The 22,594-nt window shown below is 51.8% G+C and carries 25 protein-coding genes and 1 pseudogene; 13 read left to right on the top strand and 13 right to left on the bottom strand.

From position 1 onward, the window contains the following. Positions 1–3: 3 nt before the first annotated feature. From tyrS to anmK, 4 genes are all read right to left on the bottom strand, one after another. A complete protein-coding gene (gene tyrS, locus FDW92_RS12650) occupies positions 4–1,278 on the bottom strand; it encodes a tyrosine--tRNA ligase (RefSeq protein WP_032939770.1) in 1,275 nt (424 codons plus the stop codon). 126 nt (positions 1,279–1,404) lie between these two features. After that, positions 1,405–2,061 carry a pyridoxamine 5'-phosphate oxidase gene (gene pdxH / locus FDW92_RS12645; RefSeq protein ID WP_038640396.1) on the bottom strand — a complete coding sequence of 219 codons (657 nt, stop codon included), beginning with the start codon at positions 2,059–2,061 and terminating at the stop codon, positions 1,405–1,407. A gap of 59 nt (positions 2,062–2,120) precedes the next feature. Then, the gene (gene mliC, locus FDW92_RS12640; RefSeq protein WP_042308632.1) at positions 2,121–2,444 is read right to left on the bottom strand and encodes a C-type lysozyme inhibitor; all 324 of its coding nucleotides are present in this window, start codon (positions 2,442–2,444) and stop codon (positions 2,121–2,123) included. 93 nt (positions 2,445–2,537) lie between these two features. Beyond that, the gene (gene anmK / locus FDW92_RS12635; protein ID WP_042308634.1) at positions 2,538–3,659 is read right to left on the bottom strand and encodes an anhydro-N-acetylmuramic acid kinase; all 1,122 of its coding nucleotides are present in this window, start codon (positions 3,657–3,659) and stop codon (positions 2,538–2,540) included. Between the two features lie 273 nt (positions 3,660–3,932). Here anmK and slyB point away from each other — a divergent pair, with 273 nt between their 5' ends. Next, positions 3,933–4,400, top strand: coding sequence for an outer membrane lipoprotein SlyB (slyB, locus tag FDW92_RS12630; RefSeq protein ID WP_003029175.1), 468 nt, complete (start codon positions 3,933–3,935; stop codon positions 4,398–4,400). A gap of 46 nt (positions 4,401–4,446) precedes the next feature. Here the strand turns inward: slyB and slyA are convergent, their stop codons facing one another. Then, positions 4,447–4,887 carry a transcriptional regulator SlyA gene (slyA, locus tag FDW92_RS12625; protein WP_019076732.1) on the bottom strand — a complete coding sequence of 147 codons (441 nt, stop codon included), beginning with the start codon at positions 4,885–4,887 and terminating at the stop codon, positions 4,447–4,449. Positions 4,888–5,079: 192 nt separating this feature from the next. On the opposite strand from slyA, the gene FDW92_RS12620 reads away from it, so the two are divergent. From FDW92_RS12620 to FDW92_RS12610, 3 genes and pseudogenes are all read left to right on the top strand, one after another. Further along, positions 5,080–5,316, top strand: a complete 237-nt coding sequence (locus tag FDW92_RS12620) for a DUF1656 domain-containing protein (RefSeq protein ID WP_038640388.1) — start codon at positions 5,080–5,082, stop codon at positions 5,314–5,316. 2 nt (positions 5,317–5,318) lie between these two features. Next, complete coding sequence (locus tag FDW92_RS12615) at positions 5,319–6,182, top strand: HlyD family secretion protein (RefSeq protein WP_038640386.1); 864 nt, start codon at positions 5,319–5,321, stop codon at positions 6,180–6,182. Next, positions 6,179–8,219 (top strand): annotated as a pseudogene (locus tag FDW92_RS12610) (FUSC family protein). The gene FDW92_RS12615 and the pseudogene FDW92_RS12610 overlap by 4 nt, the downstream one beginning before the upstream one ends. On the opposite strand, the gene sodC reads toward FDW92_RS12610, so the two are convergent. The 3 genes from sodC to FDW92_RS12595 form a co-directional block, all read right to left on the bottom strand. Then, positions 8,195–8,722: a superoxide dismutase [Cu-Zn] SodC gene (sodC, locus tag FDW92_RS12605; protein WP_042308639.1), complete on the bottom strand. Its 528-nt coding sequence runs from the start codon at positions 8,720–8,722 to the stop codon at positions 8,195–8,197. The pseudogene FDW92_RS12610 and the gene sodC sit on opposite strands and share 25 nt — an antisense overlap. A gap of 81 nt (positions 8,723–8,803) precedes the next feature. After that, the gene (locus tag FDW92_RS12600; protein ID WP_042308642.1) at positions 8,804–9,700 is read right to left on the bottom strand and encodes an aldo/keto reductase family oxidoreductase; all 897 of its coding nucleotides are present in this window, start codon (positions 9,698–9,700) and stop codon (positions 8,804–8,806) included. A gap of 49 nt (positions 9,701–9,749) precedes the next feature. Next, positions 9,750–9,989, bottom strand: coding sequence for a DUF1289 domain-containing protein (locus FDW92_RS12595; protein ID WP_038640381.1), 240 nt, complete (start codon positions 9,987–9,989; stop codon positions 9,750–9,752). Positions 9,990–10,089: 100 nt separating this feature from the next. On the opposite strand from FDW92_RS12595, the gene FDW92_RS12590 reads away from it, so the two are divergent. From FDW92_RS12590 to rnt, 4 genes are all read left to right on the top strand, one after another. Next, entirely contained in the window at positions 10,090–10,689 is a 600-nt protein-coding gene (locus tag FDW92_RS12590) for a TetR/AcrR family transcriptional regulator (RefSeq protein ID WP_042308645.1), read from the top strand. A 54-nt stretch (positions 10,690–10,743) separates the two neighbouring features. Then, on the top strand, positions 10,744–11,841 hold the full coding sequence (locus tag FDW92_RS12585; RefSeq protein WP_042308647.1) for an alkene reductase: 1,098 nt from the start codon (positions 10,744–10,746) through the stop codon (positions 11,839–11,841). A 97-nt stretch (positions 11,842–11,938) separates the two neighbouring features. Next, positions 11,939–12,346, top strand: coding sequence for a lactoylglutathione lyase (gene gloA, locus FDW92_RS12580; RefSeq protein ID WP_042308649.1), 408 nt, complete (start codon positions 11,939–11,941; stop codon positions 12,344–12,346). Between the two features lie 95 nt (positions 12,347–12,441). Continuing rightward, complete coding sequence (gene rnt / locus FDW92_RS12575; protein ID WP_016152990.1) at positions 12,442–13,089, top strand: ribonuclease T; 648 nt, start codon at positions 12,442–12,444, stop codon at positions 13,087–13,089. 53 nt (positions 13,090–13,142) lie between these two features. Here rnt and grxD read toward each other — a convergent pair whose 3' ends face one another. Further along, the gene (gene grxD, locus FDW92_RS12570) at positions 13,143–13,490 is read right to left on the bottom strand and encodes a monothiol glutaredoxin 4 (RefSeq protein WP_003832760.1); all 348 of its coding nucleotides are present in this window, start codon (positions 13,488–13,490) and stop codon (positions 13,143–13,145) included. A 334-nt stretch (positions 13,491–13,824) separates the two neighbouring features. Between grxD and FDW92_RS12565 the strand changes: the two genes are divergently transcribed. Together FDW92_RS12565 and sodB are read left to right on the top strand one after the other, a co-directional pair. Beyond that, complete coding sequence (locus FDW92_RS12565) at positions 13,825–14,652, top strand: C40 family peptidase (RefSeq protein WP_042308651.1); 828 nt, start codon at positions 13,825–13,827, stop codon at positions 14,650–14,652. A gap of 127 nt (positions 14,653–14,779) precedes the next feature. Continuing rightward, positions 14,780–15,361, top strand: a complete 582-nt coding sequence (sodB, locus tag FDW92_RS12560; protein WP_003029205.1) for a superoxide dismutase [Fe] — start codon at positions 14,780–14,782, stop codon at positions 15,359–15,361. Positions 15,362–15,400: 39 nt separating this feature from the next. Here sodB and FDW92_RS12555 read toward each other — a convergent pair whose 3' ends face one another. Together FDW92_RS12555 and cydH are read right to left on the bottom strand one after the other, a co-directional pair. Beyond that, a complete protein-coding gene (locus FDW92_RS12555; RefSeq protein WP_042308654.1) occupies positions 15,401–16,570 on the bottom strand; it encodes an MFS transporter in 1,170 nt (389 codons plus the stop codon). A gap of 175 nt (positions 16,571–16,745) precedes the next feature. After that, positions 16,746–16,835: a cytochrome bd-I accessory subunit CydH gene (cydH, locus tag FDW92_RS12550; protein ID WP_003029209.1), complete on the bottom strand. Its 90-nt coding sequence runs from the start codon at positions 16,833–16,835 to the stop codon at positions 16,746–16,748. A 297-nt stretch (positions 16,836–17,132) separates the two neighbouring features. Here cydH and purR point away from each other — a divergent pair, with 297 nt between their 5' ends. After that, positions 17,133–18,158, top strand: coding sequence for an HTH-type transcriptional repressor PurR (gene purR / locus FDW92_RS12545; protein ID WP_038640368.1), 1,026 nt, complete (start codon positions 17,133–17,135; stop codon positions 18,156–18,158). On the opposite strand, the gene punR is transcribed toward purR, so the two are convergent. Continuing rightward, a complete protein-coding gene (punR, locus tag FDW92_RS12540) occupies positions 18,155–19,087 on the bottom strand; it encodes a DNA-binding transcriptional activator PunR (protein WP_038640367.1) in 933 nt (310 codons plus the stop codon). The two genes, purR and punR, sit on opposite strands and share 4 nt — an antisense overlap. A 113-nt stretch (positions 19,088–19,200) precedes the next feature. Here punR and punC point away from each other — a divergent pair, with 113 nt between their 5' ends. Beyond that, positions 19,201–20,406: a purine nucleoside transporter PunC gene (punC, locus tag FDW92_RS12535; protein ID WP_042308656.1), complete on the top strand. Its 1,206-nt coding sequence runs from the start codon at positions 19,201–19,203 to the stop codon at positions 20,404–20,406. Positions 20,407–20,696: 290 nt separating this feature from the next. Further along, complete coding sequence (gene cfa / locus FDW92_RS12530) at positions 20,697–21,896, top strand: cyclopropane fatty acyl phospholipid synthase (protein WP_137400631.1); 1,200 nt, start codon at positions 20,697–20,699, stop codon at positions 21,894–21,896. On the opposite strand, the gene FDW92_RS12525 is transcribed toward cfa, so the two are convergent. Next, positions 21,871–22,512: a riboflavin synthase gene (locus FDW92_RS12525; RefSeq protein WP_042308659.1), complete on the bottom strand. Its 642-nt coding sequence runs from the start codon at positions 22,510–22,512 to the stop codon at positions 21,871–21,873. The genes cfa and FDW92_RS12525 overlap by 26 nt on opposite strands. Between the last annotated feature and the right edge of the window lie 82 nt (positions 22,513–22,594).

The raw sequence follows: 22,594 nt of genomic DNA, 5'->3' as shown, positions 1-22,594 counted from the left end.
ATCTTACTTCCAGCAAATCAGACAATAGTTCTTCTTGCCACGACGCAGTAACGTGTAGCGCCCGAAGAGGATATCGCTCTCCTGGAAGAAATATTCTGGATCGGATTGCTTCTCACCGTTGATGGTCACCGCGTTAGACGCAATGGTCTTACGCGCCTGGCCGCGAGACGGTTGCAGTTCGGAATCCACCAGCGCCTGCATCAGATCCGCACCTTTCTCCATCTCAATCATCGGCACGCCATCCTGCGCCAGCTGTTCGAAATCCGCTTCGCTCAAATCGCTCAGGTTGCCGTTGAACAAGCTTTCAGTAATGCGTTTTGCTGCAACCAGACCTTCTTCACCGTGAACCAGACGCGTGACCTGCTCAGCCAGAACATACTGGGCGCGCGGGGCTTTACCACTGTTCTTATCTTCTTCTTCCAGCGCATTGATCTCTTCAATGTCCATGAACGTGAAGAATTTCAGGAAGCGATAAACGTCCGCATCGGCGGTGTTGATCCAGAACTGGTAGAATTTGTACGGACTGGTTTTCTTCGGATCCAGCCACACTGCGCCGCCTTCGGTCTTACCGAATTTGGTGCCATCCGCTTTGGTGATCAGCGGAACGGTCAAACCAAATACCTGATTCTGGTGCAGACGACGGGTCAAATCGATACCGGAGGTAATGTTACCCCACTGGTCAGAACCACCAATCTGCAGCGCCACGCCGTGCAGTTTATTCAGGCAGGCAAAGTCATAGCCCTGCAGCAGATTGTAAGAAAACTCGGTAAAGGAGATCCCCTGATCGTCACGGTTCAGACGTTGCTTTACCGCTTCTTTGTTGATCATCTGGTTAACAGAGAAGTGTTTGCCGATATCACGCAGGAAAGTCAGCACATTCATACCGCCAAACCAGTCGTAGTTGTTCGCAGCAATCGCCGAGTTGTCGCCACAGTCGAAATCGAGGAACGGTGCAACCTGCTTACGGATTTTATCCACCCACTCCTGCACGGTGTCTTCGGTATTCAGTTTACGCTCGGCAGCTTTGAAGCTCGGGTCACCAATCAGACCGGTCGCGCCACCTACCAGTGCAACAGGCTTATGGCCTGCCTGCTGGAAGCGTTTCAGGCATAACAATGGAACCAGATGCCCCAAATGCAAGCTGTCAGCGGTAGGATCGAAGCCGCAATAGAGCGCGATCGGGCCTTGCGCCAGTCGCTCTGCTAACGCTTCCTCGTCCGTCACCTGGGCCACCAGCCCCCGCTCTTGCAATTGTTTAATCAAGTTACTGCTTGCCATCAAAATCTCCATGTATAAAACGACTGCACCTTTGCCGGTACACGACTTTTCGCCTGATGCGAAAGAAACATAGAATAAAGCGCCGGATTGATCAGCACCAGCGCTTAAAACAAGAATTTTGCATCTTTAGGGGGCCAGACGATCAATTTTCCACGCGTTATCTTCACGTTGGTATAAAAAACGATCGTGCAGACGATTTTCGCCGCCCTGCCAAAACTCCATTTGTTCAATACTCACGCGAAAGCCGCCCCAGAAACTGGGTAACGGAACTTCCCCTTGCTGAAACTTCTGCTTCAGCTCAAGGAATTTGCTTTCAAGAATGCCGCGAGCGGAGATCCGGCTGGACTGTTTAGATACCCAGGCGCCAATCTGGCTGTCGCGTGGGCGACTGTGGAAGTATTTCACGACTTCGAGCGTGGATAAACGCTCAGCCTTGCCGATCACCATCACCTGCCGTTCCAGGGTATGCCATGGGAACAACAGGCTGATACGGGGATTTTTCTCGATTTGGTGCGCCTTGCGGCTACCGAGGTTGGTATAGAAAACCAGCCCTTTGTCATCATAATGTTTGAGCAACACGATGCGCTGATACGGCTGACCATTTTCATCGACGGTCGCAACAACCATAGCAGTAGGGTCTGCCAGTTTGGCATCGCAAGCTTGCCCCAGCCAACGCTCAAACAGCGCAAGGGGTTCGGCGGGAAGATCGTGGCGGCGAAGACCGCCTTTCGTGTATTCACGGCGCAGATGCGCGATTTGCTGCAATTCGTCGTTGTCAGACATGATGTTAGGCTACGGATTGTCAGTGGGTGACGCTATTGTGCGCCGCCCAGGTGAAAATCTCAACGCTTCGGGTTCTGTAACTGACAGTTATTTAGCACAATTCTGTCTCGTTTATAGACCGTTGCCTCGTCGCCTTTAGACCAGAAGACGTAGATACCATCCGTATAGCGCGCCCCCGATGCCGAGATGCCCTGTTTGAGGTTCAATAGCTGATTATCATAAACAAAGTTCACTTCCTGGCGCGTATTGTTCAGCTTCACGGTAAGCGGTTTTTCGTCACAACGGTATTCGAGCGTGTCGGTTTGCATACGTTCAACAAATTGGTTGTACACGCTGCACCCGCTAAGCAGTACCGGCAGACATACTAACAACAGTTTTTTCATAGCCCTATCCTGAAGACTTTCCTGGTCCCGGAGGGTAATGGCACCCTCCCTAATATCCCTAGTTTACCGACATACCGCGCTGAATAATTTCAGTTAACTCTGAGTTCGTGGATTGGCAGGATAAATCGCCCCTAACACGCTCGGCTCTGACGCGCCGGTCACAGAAGGTAAATTTCCCGGTAATCCGGCCAACGTTCGCCACGCCAGCCAGGCAAAGGCTAACGCTTCCATATCGTCGCCGCTAATCCCGGCGTCATCGGTAGAAGTGACTTCGGTACCTGGTAATAATGCTGCCAGACGCATCATCAGCAGAGGATTACGACTTCCGCCGCCACATACCATGAGTCGATCACAGCCGCCGCTTAACAAGACCTGCTCTGAAATGGTGACTGCCGTCAGTTCGGCAAGCGTCGCCTGTACATCTCGTGGGCTGATTCCCGGGAACTGCGCCAGATGACGCTCTATCCAGCCGTAATTAAAATACTCACGTCCTGTGCTTTTAGGGGCAGGCGCGGAAAAATAAGGGTCGTTAAGCATATTTTGTAGCAACGGCAGGACCACCGTTCCTGAAATGGCCCACTGCGCATCTTTGTCGTAGGGTTGACCGCATTGCCGCCAGACCCAAGCATCCATCAGCATATTGCCCGGTCCGGTGTCGTATCCGCGAACGGGTTGTTGCGGAATAAGCAACGACAAATTGGCAATTCCGCCGATGTTCAGTACCATCCGCCGCTCTGTGGGATGGGCCAATAGAGCCTGATGAAACGCAGGAACTAACGGCGCGCCCTGCCCACCGAGCGCGATATCACGCCGACGAAAATCGCCGACGACGGTTATCCCGGTACGCGCGACAATCTGATTGTTATCCCCAATTTGTAGCGTGTGCGGCGCAGCGCCGTTCGGTTCATGCCACACGGTTTGTCCGTGGCAACCAATCGCTACGATATCCTGCGGTTTCAATTTTTCCTTCGCCAGCAGCGCATTTACCGCCTCGGCAAAAAGATAACCCAGTTGCGCGTCCAGTTGTCCAAACTGAGAAAGCGTAAGCTGCTGCCCCTGGCAGATATCAAGAATCGCCTGTTTTACATGAATGGGGATAGGCCAGGTCAGACTCGCCTGCTGTGCAACCATCGTTTCATCTATTGTCGCCAGCACAACATCGACGCCATCAAGGCTGGTTCCAGACATAACACCGATAAAACGGCCCGATTTCATACGTCATCCTTTTAAGCAAATTAGCCTTGACACTCAACCATAAAGTGCAGACTAATGCCATGCTTCCTGAATGATTTTTGAGAGGAAATCATGTCAATGGTCGCTTAATTACATCAATTATATGAATGATTCGTTTATACTCGGTTGATCCGATTTCGGTTAAGATTTTCATATTGTGCCAGTGGCACATGTGACCTCAGGCTCACAAATGCCATATAATTTAACCATGATGGGGCGTTATTAGCGTTTCGTGGTGACAAAGGAGATTTGTAAATGATTAAACGTGTGCTGATTGTTTCATTAATGGGCGTATCTTTAGCGGGCTGCGTGAACAATGATAGCCTTTCCGGCGACGTATATACCGCATCCGAAGCGAAACAAGTTCAGAACGTTACCTACGGTACGATTGTTCATGTTCGTCCGGTGCAAATCCAGGGTGGCGATGACGCTAACGTAATTGGCGCTATCGGTGGTGCGGTGCTCGGCGGGTTCCTGGGTAACACCGTCGGCGGCGGTACGGGTCGTTCATTAGCGACGGCTGCTGGCGCAGTTGCCGGTGGCGTCGCGGGTCAGGGCGTACAAGGCGCGATGAATAAAACCCAGGGTGTCGAACTGGAAATCCGTAAGGATGATGGTAATACCATTATGGTGGTTCAGAAGCAGGGCGCGACCAAATTCTCTGCTGGTCAGCGCGTTGTTATGGCGAACAACGGCAGCCAGGTTACCGTGTCTCCACGTTAATCGAATTTACGTGTGGTCAGGCACTGGCCACACGTCATCTCTCGTCTCAGCCCTGCGACTGCAGTTCAATAATATTGTGTTCCAGTCTGGCGACCAGTTTAATCAGCAGATCAATTTCCTCAGCTGAAATCCCTTCCAGAATCTCTCCACGTGTCTTGTTGATAACCGCTTCCATATCTGCGATCAGTGGTTCGGCTTTCTCAGTCAGTTTAATTCTCTTTGCCCGACGATCGCTGGCGCAAGTCTGTCGTGAAATGAGTCCCTTTTCTTCCAACTGGTCGAGCGTACGTACCAGCGAAGGCTGTTCGATGCCAATCGCTTTAGCCAGCTGGATCTGCGATTGATCCGGCGGCAACTGATGAATGTTGTGCAGCGTAACCCAATGCGTCTGCGTCAACTCCAGAGGTTTCAGGCGATGGTCAATCAGAGCACGCCAAATGCGCACCAACCGTGCCAGATCAGAACCTAATGGCGATTCCAATTTCATCTCCTTATAATTAGCTTGCTAAGTTATTGTGCTGATTTTAGAATAGTGTGCAGCATTTGTATTCTCAAAACAAATGTATTGCCAAATTTGCTTACCGGTTGACATTTTTTCAGACATTATGTGTTACAGAGACTCATCGTCTCTTTTTTGCTAAACCTATAGCAATGCTCTCTTCCGTCAAGGATTTTGCCCGTGAAGTTTATGTTTAATGCAACAGGATTGCCCCTACAAGATTTAATGATCGGTGCATCTGTCTACTTCCCTCCCATTTTCAAGGCGTTTGTCGCAGGGTTTATTCTCTGGTTGGTTGTTCATCGCCTGCTGCGCGACTGGATTTATTCCGGTGAGATCTGGCATCCCCTGTTGATGGATCTGTCTCTCTTTACGCTTAGCGTAGGTCTGGCCTTTGTTATGCTGATTGTGTGGTGATTATGTCGCTCAAAACCATTAAATACTTCTCAACCATTATAGTCGCTGCAATCGCAGTTTTTGCCGGATGGTGGATGTGGAATTACTATATGCAGTCGCCCTGGACACGTGATGGCAAAGTGCGTGCAGAGCAGGTCAGCATCACACCGCAGGTTTCGGGCAGCATTAATGAACTCAATATAAAAGATAACCAATTCGTGAATAAAGGGGATGTCCTGTTTACTATCGACAAGACGCCGTTTCACATTGCTGAACTGAATGCGCAAGCACAGCTGGCGAAAGCGCAATCCGATCTGGCAAAAGCGAATAATGAAGCCAATCGTCGTCGTCATTTATCGCAAAATTATATCTCAGCCGAAGATCTGGATACCGCCAACCTCAACGTAAAAGCGATGCAGGCAAGCGTTGAAGCAGCCGAGGCCAGTTTGCGCCAGGCGCAATGGCAATTGTCGCAAACGGTCGTCAAAGCGCCCGTAGCGGGCTGGGTCACTAACCTTTCAACCCGCACCGGCGACTACGCCTCAACCGGTAAGCCGCTGTTTGCTCTTGTCGACAGCCACTCTTTTTATGTGATGGGGTATTTTGAAGAAACTAAGTTGCGTCACATACGCGAAGGCGCACCGGCGTTAATTACGCTCTACAGCGGCAACGTTAAGTTACAGGGTCACGTCTCCAGCATTGGTCGCGCGATTTATGACCAGAGTGTAGAAAGCGATTCCGGTCTGATTCCCGACATCAAGCCAAACGTGCCGTGGGTACGTCTGGCGCAGCGTGTCCCTGTGCGCATTGAATTTGACGCTTTGCCGCAGGATGTCACACTGGTCTCTGGTACCACCTGTAGCGTCTCTATCGGCCAGCGTAAATGAAAATGCCCCACCTGACGCCAGGCAATTGGCCATGGTTTAAAGCCACGCCGGCACAGTGGCGTTATGCGCTGCGTAACACCATTGCGATGTGTCTGGCGTTAACCTTCGCCTATTATCTGAATCTGGACGAACCCTATTGGGCGATGACCTCGGCGGCAGTGGTGAGTTTCCCTACCGTCGGCGGGGTCATCAGCAAAAGCCTGGGTCGTGTTGCCGGTAGTTTACTTGGCGCGACAGCCGCGCTGATTATTGCCGGCCATACCCTCAATGAACCGTGGCTTTTTCTGCTGAGCATGTCAGTCTGGATCGGCTTTTGTACCTGGGCCTGCGCGCATTTTACTAATAACGTCGCCTACGCCTTTCAACTGGCGGGTTACACGGCGGCGATCATTGCGTTTCCGATGGTCAATACCGTCGAGATCACGCAGTTATGGGATATCGCGCAGGCCCGCGTATGCGAGGTCATTGTGGGTATCTTGTGCGGGGGTATGATGATGATGATCCTACCCAGCACCTCCGATGGCACCACGTTGCTTACAGCACTGAAAAACATGCATACGCGTTTGCTCGAGCATGCCAGTTTGCTCTGGCAACCGGAGACGACGGATGCCATCCGCACGGCACATGAAGGTGTTATCGGCCAGATTCTGACCATGAACCTGTTGCGTATACAGGCGTTCTGGAGTCACTACCGCTTTCGCCGCCAAAATGCCTTACTCAATTCGCTGTTGCATCAGCAGCTACGTATGACCAGCGTGATTTCCAGCCTGCGCAGAATGCTGCTGAACTGGCCTAATCCTCCCGCTAATACCCGCGATATTATTGAGCAATTACTTGGCGCGCTGGTCAAATCCAATACCGACAGCTATACCGTCGCGCGTATTATCGCCCCACTGCGTCCCGTCGATGCCCGCGATTATCGACACGTCGCCTTCTGGCAACGACTGCGCTATTTTTGCCGCCTCTACTTACGTAGCAGCCATTACCTGCATTTGCTGGAAAATGGCGTTACCGCCGAACGTATCAATGTTGCTCGTACGCCAGGGCTTGCCCGCCATACCGATAATGCGGAAGCTATCTGGAGCGGGTTACGCACGTTCTGCACTTTGATGCTTATCGGCGCATGGAGCATTGGCGCACAATGGGAATCAGGATCTGGCGCACTCACGCTCGCGGCCATCAGCAGCGTGTTGTATTCCGCCGTTGCCACGCCCTTCAAATCACTTTCCTTGTTAATGCGCACGTTGGTTCTGCTGTCGCTGTTTAGCTTTGTGGTCAAGTTTGGTTTGATGGTACAAATTACCGATCTCTGGCAGTTCATCCTGTTTCTCTTCCCGCTCCTCGCCACCATGCAGCTGTTAAAGCTACAAATGCCTGCGCTGGCGGGGCTTTGGGGACAGCTTATCGTGTTTATGGGATCGTTCATCGCGGTAACGAATCCTCCGGTATACGACTTTGCTGATTTTCTGAATGACAATTTGGCGAAAATCACCGGCGTGGCATTGTCATGGCTGGCATTCGCTATTCTACGCCCCGGATCGGATGCGCGGAAAAGCCGCCGTCATATACGCGCCCTGCGTCGGGATTTTGTCGATCAGCTCAGCCGACATCCTGCACTCAGTGAGAATGAATTTGAGTCGTTGACCTATCATCACGTCAGCCAGCTGAGTAACAGTCAGGATGCGCTGGCGAGGCGTTGGTTATTACGTTGGGGGGTTGTCTTGCTGAACTGCTCGCATGTGGTGTGGCAACTGCGTACCTGGGAGGCGCGCTCAGATCCGCTGGCTCGCGTCAGGGATGTGTGTATCTCGTTGCTACGCGACGTGATGAGTGAGCGCGGCGTCCAACAACGACCGTTGAATGCCACGCTAAGCGAGCTACAGCGTATCTGTGATACGCTCGCCCACCATCATCAACCTGCAGCGCAAGAGCTGTCGGCCCTCGTCTGGCGGCTGCACTGCTCGCTGTCACAGCTTGAACAGGCGCCACCACCGGGTACGCTAAGCAGCTGACTATTTGATAACGCCGCAGGCGTAGCGCGCTCCGCCACCGCCAAGCGGTTTCGGTTGATCGGACATATTATCGCCGCCCACGTGAATCATCAGCGCCTTACCTTTTATCTCATCCAGGGATTTAAGCCGCGGCGCAACGACCGGTGTTGTGGCGTTACCGTCGTTATTCACCACCAGCAACGGCAGGTCACCCATGTGACCTGCACCTTCCGGGCCTTCGTGTTTACCCGTTTGGTGAGGATCGTAATGCCCTCCCGCTGATTCCGCCGCTGAAGCCTTCCCGTCTTTAATCGCCGGTTGGCAACTGCCGTTGGCATGCACATGGAAACCATGTTCACCCGGAGGCAACGCTTTCAAATCGGGGGTAAATTCCAGCCCTTTCCCGGTTTCAGTAATTGAGACAGTACCAATCGCCTGGCCGACGCCTTGCGACGTCACCAGATTCATCGTTACTTTTTCTTCTTCACTGGCAGCCTGCGCACCTGCACAGGCCAGTAAGGTAATAATGGCTAAACTCAAACGCTTCATAAGACCTCCGTCTAAAAGGTGTCTGATTGATAAGTGTAAACCAGTGACACAAATTTGAACGGTGAAGCGCCAAAAACGCGATTAAGGTACGTCGTAACCCAGCGCGGCTTTACGGATGCGGAACCATTGTTGGCGAGACATGCTCAGCGCTTCGGACTCAATGGCGGCACGAACACGCTCGATTTTACCCGAACCAATAATCGGCAGCGGTTGCGAAGGCAGACGTAAGATCCAGGCGTACACCACCTGCTCGATGGACTGCGCGTTCAATTCTTCTGCGATCGCGGCCAGTTCATTGCGCAGCGGCTGGAAGGCATCGTCATTAAACAGACGACCGCCCCCCAGACAGGACCAGGCCATCGGACGGATACGCAGCTGTTGCAGTTGATCTAATGTGCCATCCAGCAGGAGTGGCTGATGTACCGGTGAAATTTCAACCTGGTTGGTCGCCAGAGTGAACGGCAGACGCGATTGCAACAGCGAAAACTGCGCGGGGGTGAAGTTAGAGACGCCAAAGTGACGCACTTTGCCGCTATGGTGCAATTTTTTAAATGCGTCGGCCACATCGTCTGCATCCATCAGAGGATCGGGACGATGGATCAGCAGCAAATCAATATGATCGGTCGCCAACAGCTTTAGCGATTGTTCCGCGCTGGCAATAATATGGGCGCTGTCGGTAATGTAGTGCCCGAGCGCATTTTCCGTGCGCGCCGTCGTGGCGATCCCGCATTTGGTGACAATCTGCATTTTCTCACGCAAATGCGGAGCCAGTTTCATCGCCTCGCCAAACGCTGCTTCACACTGGTATCCGCCGTAAATATCGGCGTGATCGACGGTGGTAACGCCAAGGTCAAGATGCTCTTCAATAAAGCTGACTAACTGACGCGTGGACATATTCCAGTCCATCAGGCGCCAGTAACCCATCACAAAGCGAGAAAATTCCGGGCCTTGCGGCGCAATAGTAATACGCTGAACCATAGCAGCTTCCTTATAAATGAATGTGCATCGAGTATACGCAATTACGCTTTTAAAAGAGTGAAGGTTGTTGCGGTTCTTCTGGTGGGTTGGGTTTATTTGCACGTAATTTACGCATCAGGCGCTGGCGACAAAGGCGCAGCACGTCCTGCTTTTCGGCATCGCTCATTTTTTGCCAGTTAAAACGCTCATCCCGGCTACGAAAACAGCCACGGCAAAAGCCGCGCTCGTCAGACTGACAGATACCACGGCATGGGCTCTGGACGGGGAAAAATTCCAGCTGTTCTGCCACATCCCCTCCTTTAGTAAGATTGATATATCTATTGAAGACGTTAACTGAATTTCTCGCAAGCGCTATTGCATTAGACCGACTGGTCTATTATGCTTCTTTCATGAACAAAGTCACTGAACACGATACACGCGAACATCTTCTGGCGACTGGCGAGCTGCTGTGCATGCAGCGCGGCTTCACCGGCATGGGCTTGAGTGAGCTACTAAAAACCGCTGAAGTGCCTAAGGGTTCGTTTTATCACTATTTTCGCTCAAAAGAAGCGTTCGGCGTCGCGATGCTGGAACGCCACTATGCGGCTTATCATCAGCGATTGGCTACGCATTTTGATACGGGGGCGGGAAACTACCGCGACAGGATTCTGGCCTATTATCAGGAAACCCTGAATCAGTTTAGCCAGCACGGCATTATTAGCGGCTGTTTAACCGTTAAACTGTCTGCCGAAGTGTGCGATCTGTCAGAAGATATGCGTACAGCGATGGATAAAGGCGCACGGCACATCATTGCGCTGTTAGCGCAGGCACTGGAGAAAGGTCGGGCAAATCATTGCTTGTCTTTCGTTGGTGAGCCATTACAGCAGGCACAGGTTCTGTATGCACTGTGGCTGGGCGCCAATCTGCAGGCCAAGATTTCTCGTAGCGCCACACCGCTGGAAAATGCGCTGGCGCACGTTAAAACCATCATTACGACGCCTGCCGTTTAACAGGCGTTTTTATTTCTTTTATTACTAGACGACCGGTCTATTCAGGAGTGCCACATGTCATCTGAAAAACTGTTTTCCCCACTGAAAGTGGGTGCCATTACGGCGGCAAACCGCGTTTTTATGGCGCCATTGACGCGTCTGCGCAGCATTGAGCCTGGCGACATCCCTACTCCGCTGATGGCCGAGTATTATCGTCAACGCGCCAGCGCGGGACTCATCATCAGTGAAGCGACGCAGATTTCCGCCCAGGCGAAAGGTTATGCCGGAGCGCCGGGGCTACACAGCGAAGCACAGATTGCCGCATGGAAGAAAATCACTGCAGCCGTACATGCTGAGCAAGGTCATATTGCTGTCCAGCTGTGGCACACCGGGCGCATCTCCCACGCCAGTCTGCAGCCAAACGGCCAGGCCCCTGTAGCACCTTCCGCGATTAGCGCCGGTACCCGCACATCACTGCGCGATGAAAACGGTCTGGCGACGCGTGCCGATACTTCTATGCCGCGTGCACTCGAAACGGAAGAAATTCCGGGTATTGTTAATGATTTCCGTCAGGCAATTGCTAACGCGCGTGAAGCGGGTTTCGACATGGTAGAACTGCACTCCGCCCATGGCTACCTGCTGCACCAATTCCTGTCGCCAACCTCTAACCAGCGTACCGATCAATACGGCGGTAGCGTCGAGAATCGTGCGCGTCTGGTACTGGAAGTTGTCGATGCCGGTATTAAAGAATGGGGTGCCGATCGCATTGGTATTCGCGTCTCTCCGATTGGCTCTTTCCAGAACGTCGACAACGGTCCGAATGAAGAAGCCGACGCGCTGTATCTGATCGAGCAATTGGGCAAGCGTGGCATCGCTTATCTGCATATGTCTGAGCCAGACTGGGCCGGTGGTGAGCCGTATTCCGACGCGTTCCGCGAGAAAGTGCGTGCACGTTTCCACGGTCCGATCATTGGCGCGGGCGCTTACACGCCTGAAAAAGCCGAAACGCTGATCGAGAAAGGTCTGATCGACGCCGTTGCTTTTGGTCGCGCTTATATCGCTAACCCGGATCTGGTGGCGCGTCTGCAACATAAAGCGGAACTGAACCCACAGCGCGCCGAAAGTTTCTACGGCGGCGGCGCGGAAGGTTACACCGATTACCCGACCCTCTAACGTCACAATCTCCGTTCTGCCATTGATAGCGGCGTAACAACGCCGCTATACTAAAACAACATTTTGAATGTATTAGCCATTTTCGAAGGGGAAAAAGATGCGTTTACTTCATACCATGCTGCGCGTGGGTGACCTGCAGCGTTCCATCGAGTTTTATACCAACGTGCTGGGCATGAAGCTGCTGCGTACCAGCGAAAACCCTGAATACAAGTACTCTCTGGCCTTTGTTGGCTACGGTCCTGAAACCAGTGAAGCGGTGATCGAGCTGACCTATAACTGGGGCGTTGAAAAATATGAGCTGGGCACCGCCTACGGTCATATCGCCCTGAGCGTAGACAACGCGGCTGAAGCCTGTGAACGTATTCGTCAGAACGGTGGTAACGTGACGCGTGAAGCTGGCCCGGTAAAAGGTGGCACTACGGTGATTGCGTTTGTTGAAGATCCGGACGGCTACAAAATTGAACTGATTGAAGAGAAAGACGCCGGGCGCGGCCTGGGCGACTAACCTCCCCCTCGGGCGCAGATCGTCTGTGCCCGTAGTTTTATCATCATCATTTTGCCATAATACGCGCTGCAATTTTCCCGTATTAAGAGACCCAGATGTCCGATAACGCTCAACTTTCCGGTCTGTGTGACCGTTTTCGTGGTTTTTACCCTGTCGTCATTGATGTCGAAACCGCAGGGTTTAATGCCAAAACCGATGCGCTGCTTGAGATCGCAGCCATCACATTGAAAATGGATGAACAAGGCTGGCTGATGCCGGACACGACGTTACATTTCCACGTAGAGCCGTTTGAAGGGGCAAATTTGCAGCCTGAAGCGCTCGCCTTTAACGGTATTGACCCTAACAATCCTTTACGTGGCGCGGTCAGCGAATACGACGCTCTGCATGCCATCTTTAAAATGGTACGTAAAGGCATTAAAGACAGCGGCTGCAATCGGGCAATCATGGTGGCGCATAACGCCACATTCGACCACAGTTTTATGATGGCCGCTGCAGAACGCGCCTCACTGAAACGTAACCCGTTTCACCCGTTCGTTACCTTTGATACTGCGGCATTAAGCGGTCTGTCGCTGGGGCAAACTGTGTTATCAAAAGCATGCCTGGCGGCAGGAATGGAATTTGATGGCACTCAGGCGCACTCGGCGCTGTATGACACCGAACGTACGGCCGTGCTGTTTTGCGAAATCGTTAACCGCTGGAAACGTCTCGGCGGCTGGCCTCTCCCCGTGCCGGAAGAGGCATAACGGACCGATAAAAAAAGCGACCATCACAGGTCGCTTTTTTACTTCAGCTGATATTACTCAGCGTCCGGCTCTTCGGTTTTGTACTTCGCCGCTGTTTCTTTAATCAGCTGCTGCAACTCACCGCGCTGGTACATTTCAATGAGAATGTCACAGCCGCCAACCAGCTCACCATCAACCCACAGCTGCGGGAAGGTCGGCCAGTTTGCGTATTTCGGCAGCTCGGCGCGAATATCCGGGTTCTGCAGAATATCAACATAAGCAAAGCGTTCACCACAGGCGGACAGCGCCTGTACGGCCTGAGCGGAGAAACCGCAGCTTGGCAGTTTAGGGGAACCTTTCATGTACAGGAGAATCGGGTTTTCAGCGATCTGGCGCTGGATTTTTTCGATAGTGGTGCTCATTATCTTGCTTCCTTAAACTTCTTTTACGGCAGTAGTCTGACATTGTAGCGGGTCAGGCAGGCAACGGAAAATAACATTTTCATTACGCGTTATTATTTTATCGTTTGCCGTTAAAAGTTGCATTCATAATCTTACTTACCCACTCAAAGTGCATGGTCTTGATTATTTGTTCACCAATCACACCTTGAATTGCTGTTTTTTTTTGCGGTCGGTAACGAAACGCAGGGTTAAACAAAAAAAGCTATTAACTTTCCCCGTTTCGATAGATTAGAATCATCAAGTTTTGAAAATCACACGCAGGTATGATAGACCTGCCTTACCAGAGGACTGCTCAGTGGCGCGGATAAACCGAATCTCGATCACGCTCTGTGCTTTACTTTTTACTACACTGCCTTTTACGCCTATGGCTCATGCTTCCAAGCAGGCCAGAACGACACCTACCAGTTCCCACACCGTCAAGACGGTAGATAAAAAGAAAAGCGCAACAACCAGCCAAAAAACAGCAAAGACCAACAAGAAATCGGCAACAAAGACCACCAGCAAAACCAGTAAAACAGCCTCCTCTTCTAAAAAACGCACAGCCACTCCGGCAAAATCGACAAAAACTGCAAACCGTCGCAGTAAAACTGCCGCAGCACAAACCGCTGCCGTTACCTGGACTGAAAAATGTACGCCGCGCAAAGGTCATAAGCCACGCTGCGTGAAGGTGAAAACTGCCGCACCGACGACGCTTGCTGAGGCACATAAAGTTAAAGTGCAGAAAGCGACTAAAACCGCGATGTCCACCCTGATGAACCAAATCGGCAAACCTTACCGTTGGGGCGGGTCTTCGCCAAGAACAGGCTTTGATTGCAGCGGTCTGGTCTATTACGCCTATAAAGATCTGGTTAAATTCCGCATTCCGCGTACGGCGAATGAAATGTACCACCTGCGCGACGCCGCACCGATTGAACGTGGCGAGCTGAAAAACGGTGATTTGGTCTTCTTCCGCACGCAAGGTCGCGGCACAGCCGATCACGTTGGTGTTTACGTTGGAAACGGTAAATTTATTCAGTCACCACGCAGCGGTCAGGAAATTCAAATCACCTCTCTGAGCGAAGATTACTGGCAGCGCCACTATGTGGGCGCTCGTCGGGTAATGACACCGAAAACAATTCGCTAAAAACTTACCCTACAGAACATGCTGTAGGGTAAGTTCTTCTTTTGCATAACCTTTCAATTTGCTACCCTATCCTTACTCACAATGAGGCTATTGTGTGTACTCAATATAAATAATAAGGAGAGAAGCAATGTCGTTTGAATTACCTGCATTACCGTATGCCAAAGATGCTCTGGCACCGCACATTTCTGCCGAAACGCTGGAATACCACTATGGCAAACACCATCAAACCTACGTGACCAATCTGAACAACCTGATCAAAGGCACGGCGTTTGAAGGTAAATCACTGGAAGAGATCGTGCGTAGCTCTGAAGGCGGTGTATTCAATAATGCTGCACAGGTATGGAACCACACGTTCTACTGGAACTGCCTGGCGCCGAACGCAGGTGGCGAACCGACCGGTAAACTGGCCGATGCAATTGCCGCCTCCTTTGGCAGCTTTGCGGATTTCAAAGCGCAATTCACCGATGCCGCGATCAAAAACTTCGGTTCTGGCTGGACCTGGCTGGTTAAAGGAACGGATGGCAAACTGGCTATCGTTTCCACTTCCAACGCAGGTACTCCGCTGACGACCGACGCGACGCCGCTGATGACCGTTGACGTATGGGAACACGCCTACTACATCGATTATCGCAATGCCCGTCCTGGCTACCTGGAACACTTCTGGGCGCTGGTGAACTGGGAATTTGTTGCGAAGAACTTCGCAGCATAAAATGATAACGCAGAAGGGATCCCCTTCTGCGTTTTAGTGTTAGCTGGAGGCTGTGCAGAGTTCTTCAGGTTGTCTTCTTGCCGAGATAAAGACCAGCAATAACGCAAGCCCCGCCACAATAGCTCCCATCACCGGCACAAAACTGTAGCCCAGGCCACCGGAAATTACCGCCCCACCGGCTGCCGCACCTAACGCATTCCCCAGGTTAAACGCGCCAATGTTGACTGATGATGATAACCCTGGCGCTTCGCTGGCAACGCGCATCACCCGCATCTGCAACGGCGGAACCACCGCAAACGTCGCCGCGCCCCAGACTACCATACTGACCGCCGCCCCCAGTTCATTACGCGCCAGGAGGGGAATAGCCAGCATAATAACCATCAACAACAGCAAAAAGCCTTTAAGCGTACCGTTGACAGAACGATCCGCCAGTTTGCCGCCAAGATAGTTACCGATCGAGAAACCAACGCCAATTAATACCAGCATTCCGGTCACAAACGCCGGTGTGGCATGGGTAATGCTGTGCAGCACCGGCGAAATGTAAGTATAAAGCGTGAACATCGCGCCGGCGCCCAGCACGGTGGTCAGCAGAGCCGACAGCACCTGTGGGCGCATAAGTACCGCCAGTTCGCTGCGGACATCGGGGCGCGCGCCTGCCCCACCTTTTGGTAATGAGAAGAACAGGCTGGCCATAGCGATGACGCCCAGACCCGCCGTCGCCATAAACGACATCCGCCAGCCGATAGTTTCACCAAGCCACGTCGCCGCGGGAACACCGCCAATATTGGCAATCGTTAACCCCATGAACATGGTTGCCACGGCGCTGGCCTGCTTATATTTAGGTACCACGCTCGCGGCGACCACAGAGCCGAGACCAAAAAATGCCCCGTGGTTAAGACTGGTCAAAATACGCGACAGCATCAGCGTAGTGTAATCCGGCGAGATAGCTGAAAGCACGTTGCCCAGCGTGAAAATCGCCATCAGGAATATCAGCGCATTACGTCGCGCACGATGGGACAGCAGCAGGGTCATCAGCGGAGCCCCCACCATCACGCCAACCGCATACGCGCTGATCAGCATCCCGGCCGCGGGAATCGAGACATCCACCCCTTTGGCAATCACGGGCAATAATCCCATTGGCGAAAATTCGGTGGTGCCAATGCCAAACGCGCCGATCGCCAGCGCCAGTAAGGGATAATTGATTTTCATATATCGACTCCGTAACGTCGAGCCGTGGCGCGACATAAAATAAGAGTCAAAAGCATGACATTGATCGCAAAATTAATAAAGTTAACAAAATTGCAAAAGACTTTTGCTTATTCGCAAACAATAGAGGGGAAACAGATGCGGAGAGGATGAGGGAGAGCTAACTCCCTCGGGGAAATCAATGCAGCGCTGCGGTCAGGCCACCCGCGACGATCAAACCCAGAACAATAATGGTAGTCACTAACGAAAATTTCAGATCGGTGCTCATCAAGTTTTCTCCTTTTTATTCCCACACAAAAAGTGATATTGCGCATTTTTACACACTTGAAAGCAAAAATCTCTCACGATTTATATTGATAACTGCTTTTAACTCTTCCCCTTTTCGTTAAGATCAGACAAAATTCCACGCTTACTTGATTAGCGTACCGGCCATTGACCCCTTCCTGACGTTCCGTGTCGTTTTCCCGGCGTGCCGCAACCCCTACGTTGCGTTAAGGGTGTGTGAAGGCAAACGTTTACCTGGAGTATTCTCAGGAGCTTAGGATATGGTCTGGAGTGAGATGTAATGGCAACAATTAAAGATGTAGCGAAGCGAGCAAACGTTTCCACTACAACCGTATCACACGTAATTAACAAGACGCGCTTTGTCGCGGAAGAAACGCGTAATGCGGTTTGGGCTGCGATCAAAGAGCTGCACTATTCTCCAAGCGCAGTAGCGCGCAGCCTGAAGGTGAATCACACCAAGTCTATCGGCTTGCTGGCGACCAGCAGTGAAGCGGCCTATTTCGCCGAAATTATCGAAGCCGTTGAGAAAAACTGTTTCCAGAAAGGCTATACCCTGATTCTGGGTAACGCATGGAACAGTCTTGAAAAACAGCAGGCCTATCTGTCGATGATGGCGCAAAAGCGCGTTGATGGTCTGCTGGTGATGTGTTCTGAGTATCCGGAATCTCTGCTTTCGATGCTCGAAGAGTATCGCCATATTCCGATGGTTGTGATGGACTGGGGCGAAGCTAAAGCTGATTTTACCGATACGGTCATTGATAACGCTTTCGAGGGCGGTTACATGGCGGGTCGGTATCTGATAGAACGCGGCCATCGCGAAATTGGCGCGATCCCGGGCCCTATGGAGCGGAACACCGGGGCCGGTCGTCTGGCTGGCTTTATGAAAGCGATGGAAGAAGCGCTGATTAAGGTTCCCGAAAACTGGATTGTACAGGGCGATTTTGAACCTGAATCTGGTTATCGCGCCATGCAGCAAATTCTTTCACAGTCGCATCGTCCGACCGCCGTCTTCTGCGGTGGCGATATCATGGCGATGGGCGCGCTGTGCGCTGCTGACGAGATGGGACTGCGCGTACCACAGGATGTCTCGCTCATCGGTTATGATAACGTGCGCAACGCCCGCTTCTTCACGCCAGCACTGACGACCATTCATCAGCCTAAGGACTCACTGGGTGAAACGGCCTTCAACATGCTGTTAGACCGTATCGTGAATAAACGCGAAGAGTCGCAGTCGATCGAGGTTCATCCGCGTCTGGTAGAGCGCCGCTCCGTTGCTGACGGTCCATTCCGCGATTATCGTCGTTAAGCCTGTTGTGCGGGGGCCTCATCTGGCTCCCGCAGCCATTCTTTATTCAGCGTTTCGCTATCCCCCAAATAATCCAGCAACCAACTCAGTGCTGGCGAGGTATCGTTCTGTTGCCATGTCAGACAACACGCGGCATCAGGAAAGGGATTCTCCAACTGCAGCGAGACCCATTTACCGCTATCAATCCACGGCTTGGCAAAATGTGTTGGTACCATGCCCACACACAATCCCGCAGATAAACAGGTCGCGGAAGATTCCCAGTCAGGAACCACAACGCGCTTTTGGTTATCCAGTAACCAGGTAATACGCTTCGGCAATGTACGTGAGGTATCTTCGCGCACCAGCGACGGCCAGTTGCGCAACGTATCATCGCTTAGCGGCCCCGACATTGACGCCAGCGGATGATGGCTGGCCACCACGCAGCTCCAGCTCAGCATGCCCATGTCGCGGAAGGTATAGCGCCCCCCTACCGGGATGGCCTGTGTGGCGCCAATAGCCAGCTCTACACGCCCATCGGAAAGCGCATCCCAGACGCCATTAAACACTTCCTGAAAAACCAGCAGTTCCACATCGTCAAAGTGGCGATAGAAATCTACAATCATCTGTCGGGTACGTTCGGGACGGACAATGTTATCTACTGCGATTGCCAGTTGTCCTCGCCAGCCGTTGGCGATTTGTTGACATTGCTGACGAGTGATCTGCATTTTTTTGATAACAGAGCGCCCTTCTTTTAAAAACCACGCACCAGCAGGCGTTAATTCCACATCGCGATGACGTCGCTCAAAAAGCGGTACAGCCAGCCACTCCTCCAGTTGGCGCACGGTGTAGCTTACCGCCGAAGGTACGCGGTGCAGCTCCTGCGCGGCTGAACTAAAACTGCCGTTACGCGCAACCGCATCAACCACTTCAAGTGAATATTCCGACCACATATTCTGCCTGCAAAAAATTTGAAATCAGTAAGCAAATATTAGCGTTTCACAGCGAGAATTACACTCACTACACTCAGCGGCATTGTTCTACTGCTAAAAAAAGAGAAATGATGATGCAACCTGGGAAAGGTTTTTTAGTCTGGTTGGCGGGTCTTAGCGTGCTTGGCTTTCTGGCGACGGATATGTATCTGCCCGCCTTTGCCACGATTCAGTCCGATCTACAAACACCTGCCTCTGCCGTCAGCGCCAGCCTAAGTTTGTTTTTAGCGGGTTTCGCCGTCGCGCAACTTCTGTGGGGACCGCTCTCAGACCACTATGGTCGTAAACCGATTTTACTGCTGGGTTTATCTATCTTTGCGCTGGGTAGTCTGGGTATGCTGTGGGTTGAAAACGCCACAGGGTTGTTGGTATTGCGCTTTATTCAGGCTGTTGGCGTCTGTGCCGCGTCGGTTATCTGGCAGGCGCTGGTCACCGACTACTACCCATCACAAAAAGTAAACCGCATCTTTGCCACCATTATGCCGCTGGTCGGGTTATCTCCGGCTCTCGCGCCGTTATTAGGTAGCTGGATTCTGGTCCATTTCTCCTGGCAGGCCATTTTCGCGACCCTGTTTGCTATTACACTGATTCTGATGCTTCCGGCCCTGCGTTTAAAACCGACGGTTCAAGCACGCGACGACAGCCAGGATAAACTGACTTTCGCCACACTGTTGCGCTCGAAAGCATACCGTGGAAACGTACTCATTTATGCCGCCTGTTCCGCAAGCTTTTTCGCATGGCTGACAGGGTCACCGTTCATTCTTAGCGAAATGGGCTACAGCCCGGCAGTGATTGGCCTGAGCTATGTTCCACAAACTATCGCTTTCTTAATTGGTGGTTACGGCTGCCGTGCGGCGCTGCAAAAATGGCAAGGCCGCCAGCTGCTGCCATGGTTACTGATACTTTATGCCATTAGCGTTGTAGCCACCTGGGCTACCGGCTTTATTCATCATGTTGCCCTGGCTGAAATCCTGATCCCATTCTGCGTAATGGCGATCGCGAACGGCGCAATCTACCCTATCGTTGTCGCTCAGGCGTTACGTCCTTTCCCACAGGCCACAGGGCGCGCAGCTGCATTGCAAAATACGCTGCAACTGGGTTTATGCTTCCTGGCAAGCCTTGTGGTGTCATGGTTGATCGCCACCCCGCTGCTCACCACCACCAGCGTGATGCTGACTACTGTGCTGCTGGCAGGCATGGGTTACAAAATGCAATCGCAGACCGATAACGCCTCACAAACAGAGGACCAGGGGCAAATTGCCCATAGTGAGTCTCACTAATAATTGTTGCGGGCAATTAGTTAGTCCGCTAACAATTTTCTATTGAATCGTCAAAAAATCAGGCTTATACTGATTTCCAGTTGTTACAAAAACGATAATTTTTAGGTATTAACGGGGACAAGAACGTTCCCGTTTTTCCACGGATGGCCTTTTCGGTAAGGGTTTCTCCCTTCCTCTGTTCTACGTCGGATTAAAGATTCGCGGATTAATTCCGTGAGATTTCTCACAAAGCCCAAAAAAGCGTCTACGCTGTTTTAAGGTTCTGATCACCGACCAGTGATGGAGAAGCTATGAGTTCATCGTGTATAGAAGACGTCAGCGTACCGGATGATGACTGGTACCGCATCACCAATGAATTATTGAGCCGTGCAGGTATTACCATTAATGGTTCGGCAGCGGCGGATATTCGCGTCAAAAACCCCGATTTTTTCAAACGCGTACTGCAGGAAGGATCGTTGGGTTTGGGTGAGAGTTATATGGACGGCTGGTGGGAGTGCGATCGGCTGGACATATTTTTCACCAAAGTGTTGCGCGCCGGGCTTGAAAATCAACTCCCCCGCCACTTCAAAGATACCTTACGTATCGCCACGGCACGGCTGTTCAATTTACAGACCAAAAAACGCGCATGGGTTGTCGGCAAAGAACATTACGATCTGGGCAACGACCTGTTTACCCGCATGCTTGATCCCTACATGCAGTATTCTTGCGCCTACTGGAAAGATGCCGATACCCTGGAATCTGCCCAACAGGCGAAGTTAAAAATGATTGCCGAAAAATTGCAGTTGAAGCCGGGTATGCGGGTGCTTGATATTGGTTGTGGCTGGGGTGGCTTGTCCCATTTTATGGCATCGCAATACGGTGTGAGCGTGGTAGGTGTGACCATCTCGGCAGAGCAGCAGAAAATGGCGCAAGCGCGTTGCGCGGGACTGGATGTCACCATTTTGCTGCAAGATTACCGCGACCTGAACGATAAATTTGATCGCATTGTCTCCGTCGGCATGTTTGAGCATGTTGGTCCGAAAAACTACAAAACCTATTTCGATGTTGTCGATCGTAATTTAAAACCGGACGGTCTCTTTTTGCTGCACAGCATCGGTTCGAATAAAACCGACAATAATGTTGATCCGTGGATTAATAAATACATCTTCCCGAACGGCTGTTTACCGTCAGTTCGCCAGATTGCCAACGCCAGCGAGCCGCATTTTGTGATGGAAGACTGGCATAATTTTGGCGCAGATTACGACACCACGCTGATGGCATGGCACGAGCGCTTCATGCGTTCCTGGCCTGAAATCGCCGATAACTATACCGAGCGTTTTAAACGGATGTTCAGCTATTACCTGAACGCCTGCGCCGGTGCGTTTCGTGCTCGCGATATCCAGCTTTGGCAGGTGGTTTTCTCCCGCGGTGTTGAGCACGGTCTGCGCCCCCGTGCTAACGGGGGCGTTTTGTTTCTGACCGGATTCAGACCTCGCCCGCTACGTTACTGATGGCGCTTTCGCGCGCAGCCAGTACACGTTCAACGGTATCAACAACCGCCTGCGTTTGCGGATCGATTTCGATATTAACCCGCGCACCCAGCTTTTTCTTACCCAGCGTCGTACGCTCCAGCGTTTCCGGGATCAAATGCACGCAAAAGCGCGTTGGCGTGACTTCGCCGACCGTCAGGCTGATGCCGTCAATGCCGATAAATCCCTTGTACAGGATATATTTCATCAGCGATGGGTCCTGAACTTTAAACCATACCTGCCGGTTATTTTCCGAAGTCAAAATTTTAGACACCTCGGCGGTGGTCATAATATGGCCCGACATTAAATGCCCGCCAATCTCATCGCTGAATTTTGCCGCACGCTCAACGTTAACCATATCCCCGACCTTCAGGTCGCCCAGGTTGGTGATACGCAGCGTCTCTTTCATCAGATCAAAGCTTATGTGGTTACCGTTGATTTCGGTTACCGTCAGGCAACAGCCATTGTGGGCAACCGATGCGCCGGTCTCCAGCGCATCCAGCATATATTCAGGCAACTCCACGACATGCGTACGAAAATTTGGTTTTTCATCAATGGACACCAATTTTGCGGTGCCCTGCACAATACCCGTAAACATACTTCTCACTCCTGAACTCAATTAAGACATCTCTGCCCAGCACAATAGCAGGTGGAAATTCAGGTTGCCAGCAGTGCGCCAC

Source organism: Citrobacter sp. wls706 (genome assembly GCF_005281305.1).
GTDB lineage: Bacteria > Pseudomonadota > Gammaproteobacteria > Enterobacterales > Enterobacteriaceae > Citrobacter > Citrobacter werkmanii.
This window is presented reverse-complemented; position numbering and strand designations above follow the sequence as displayed.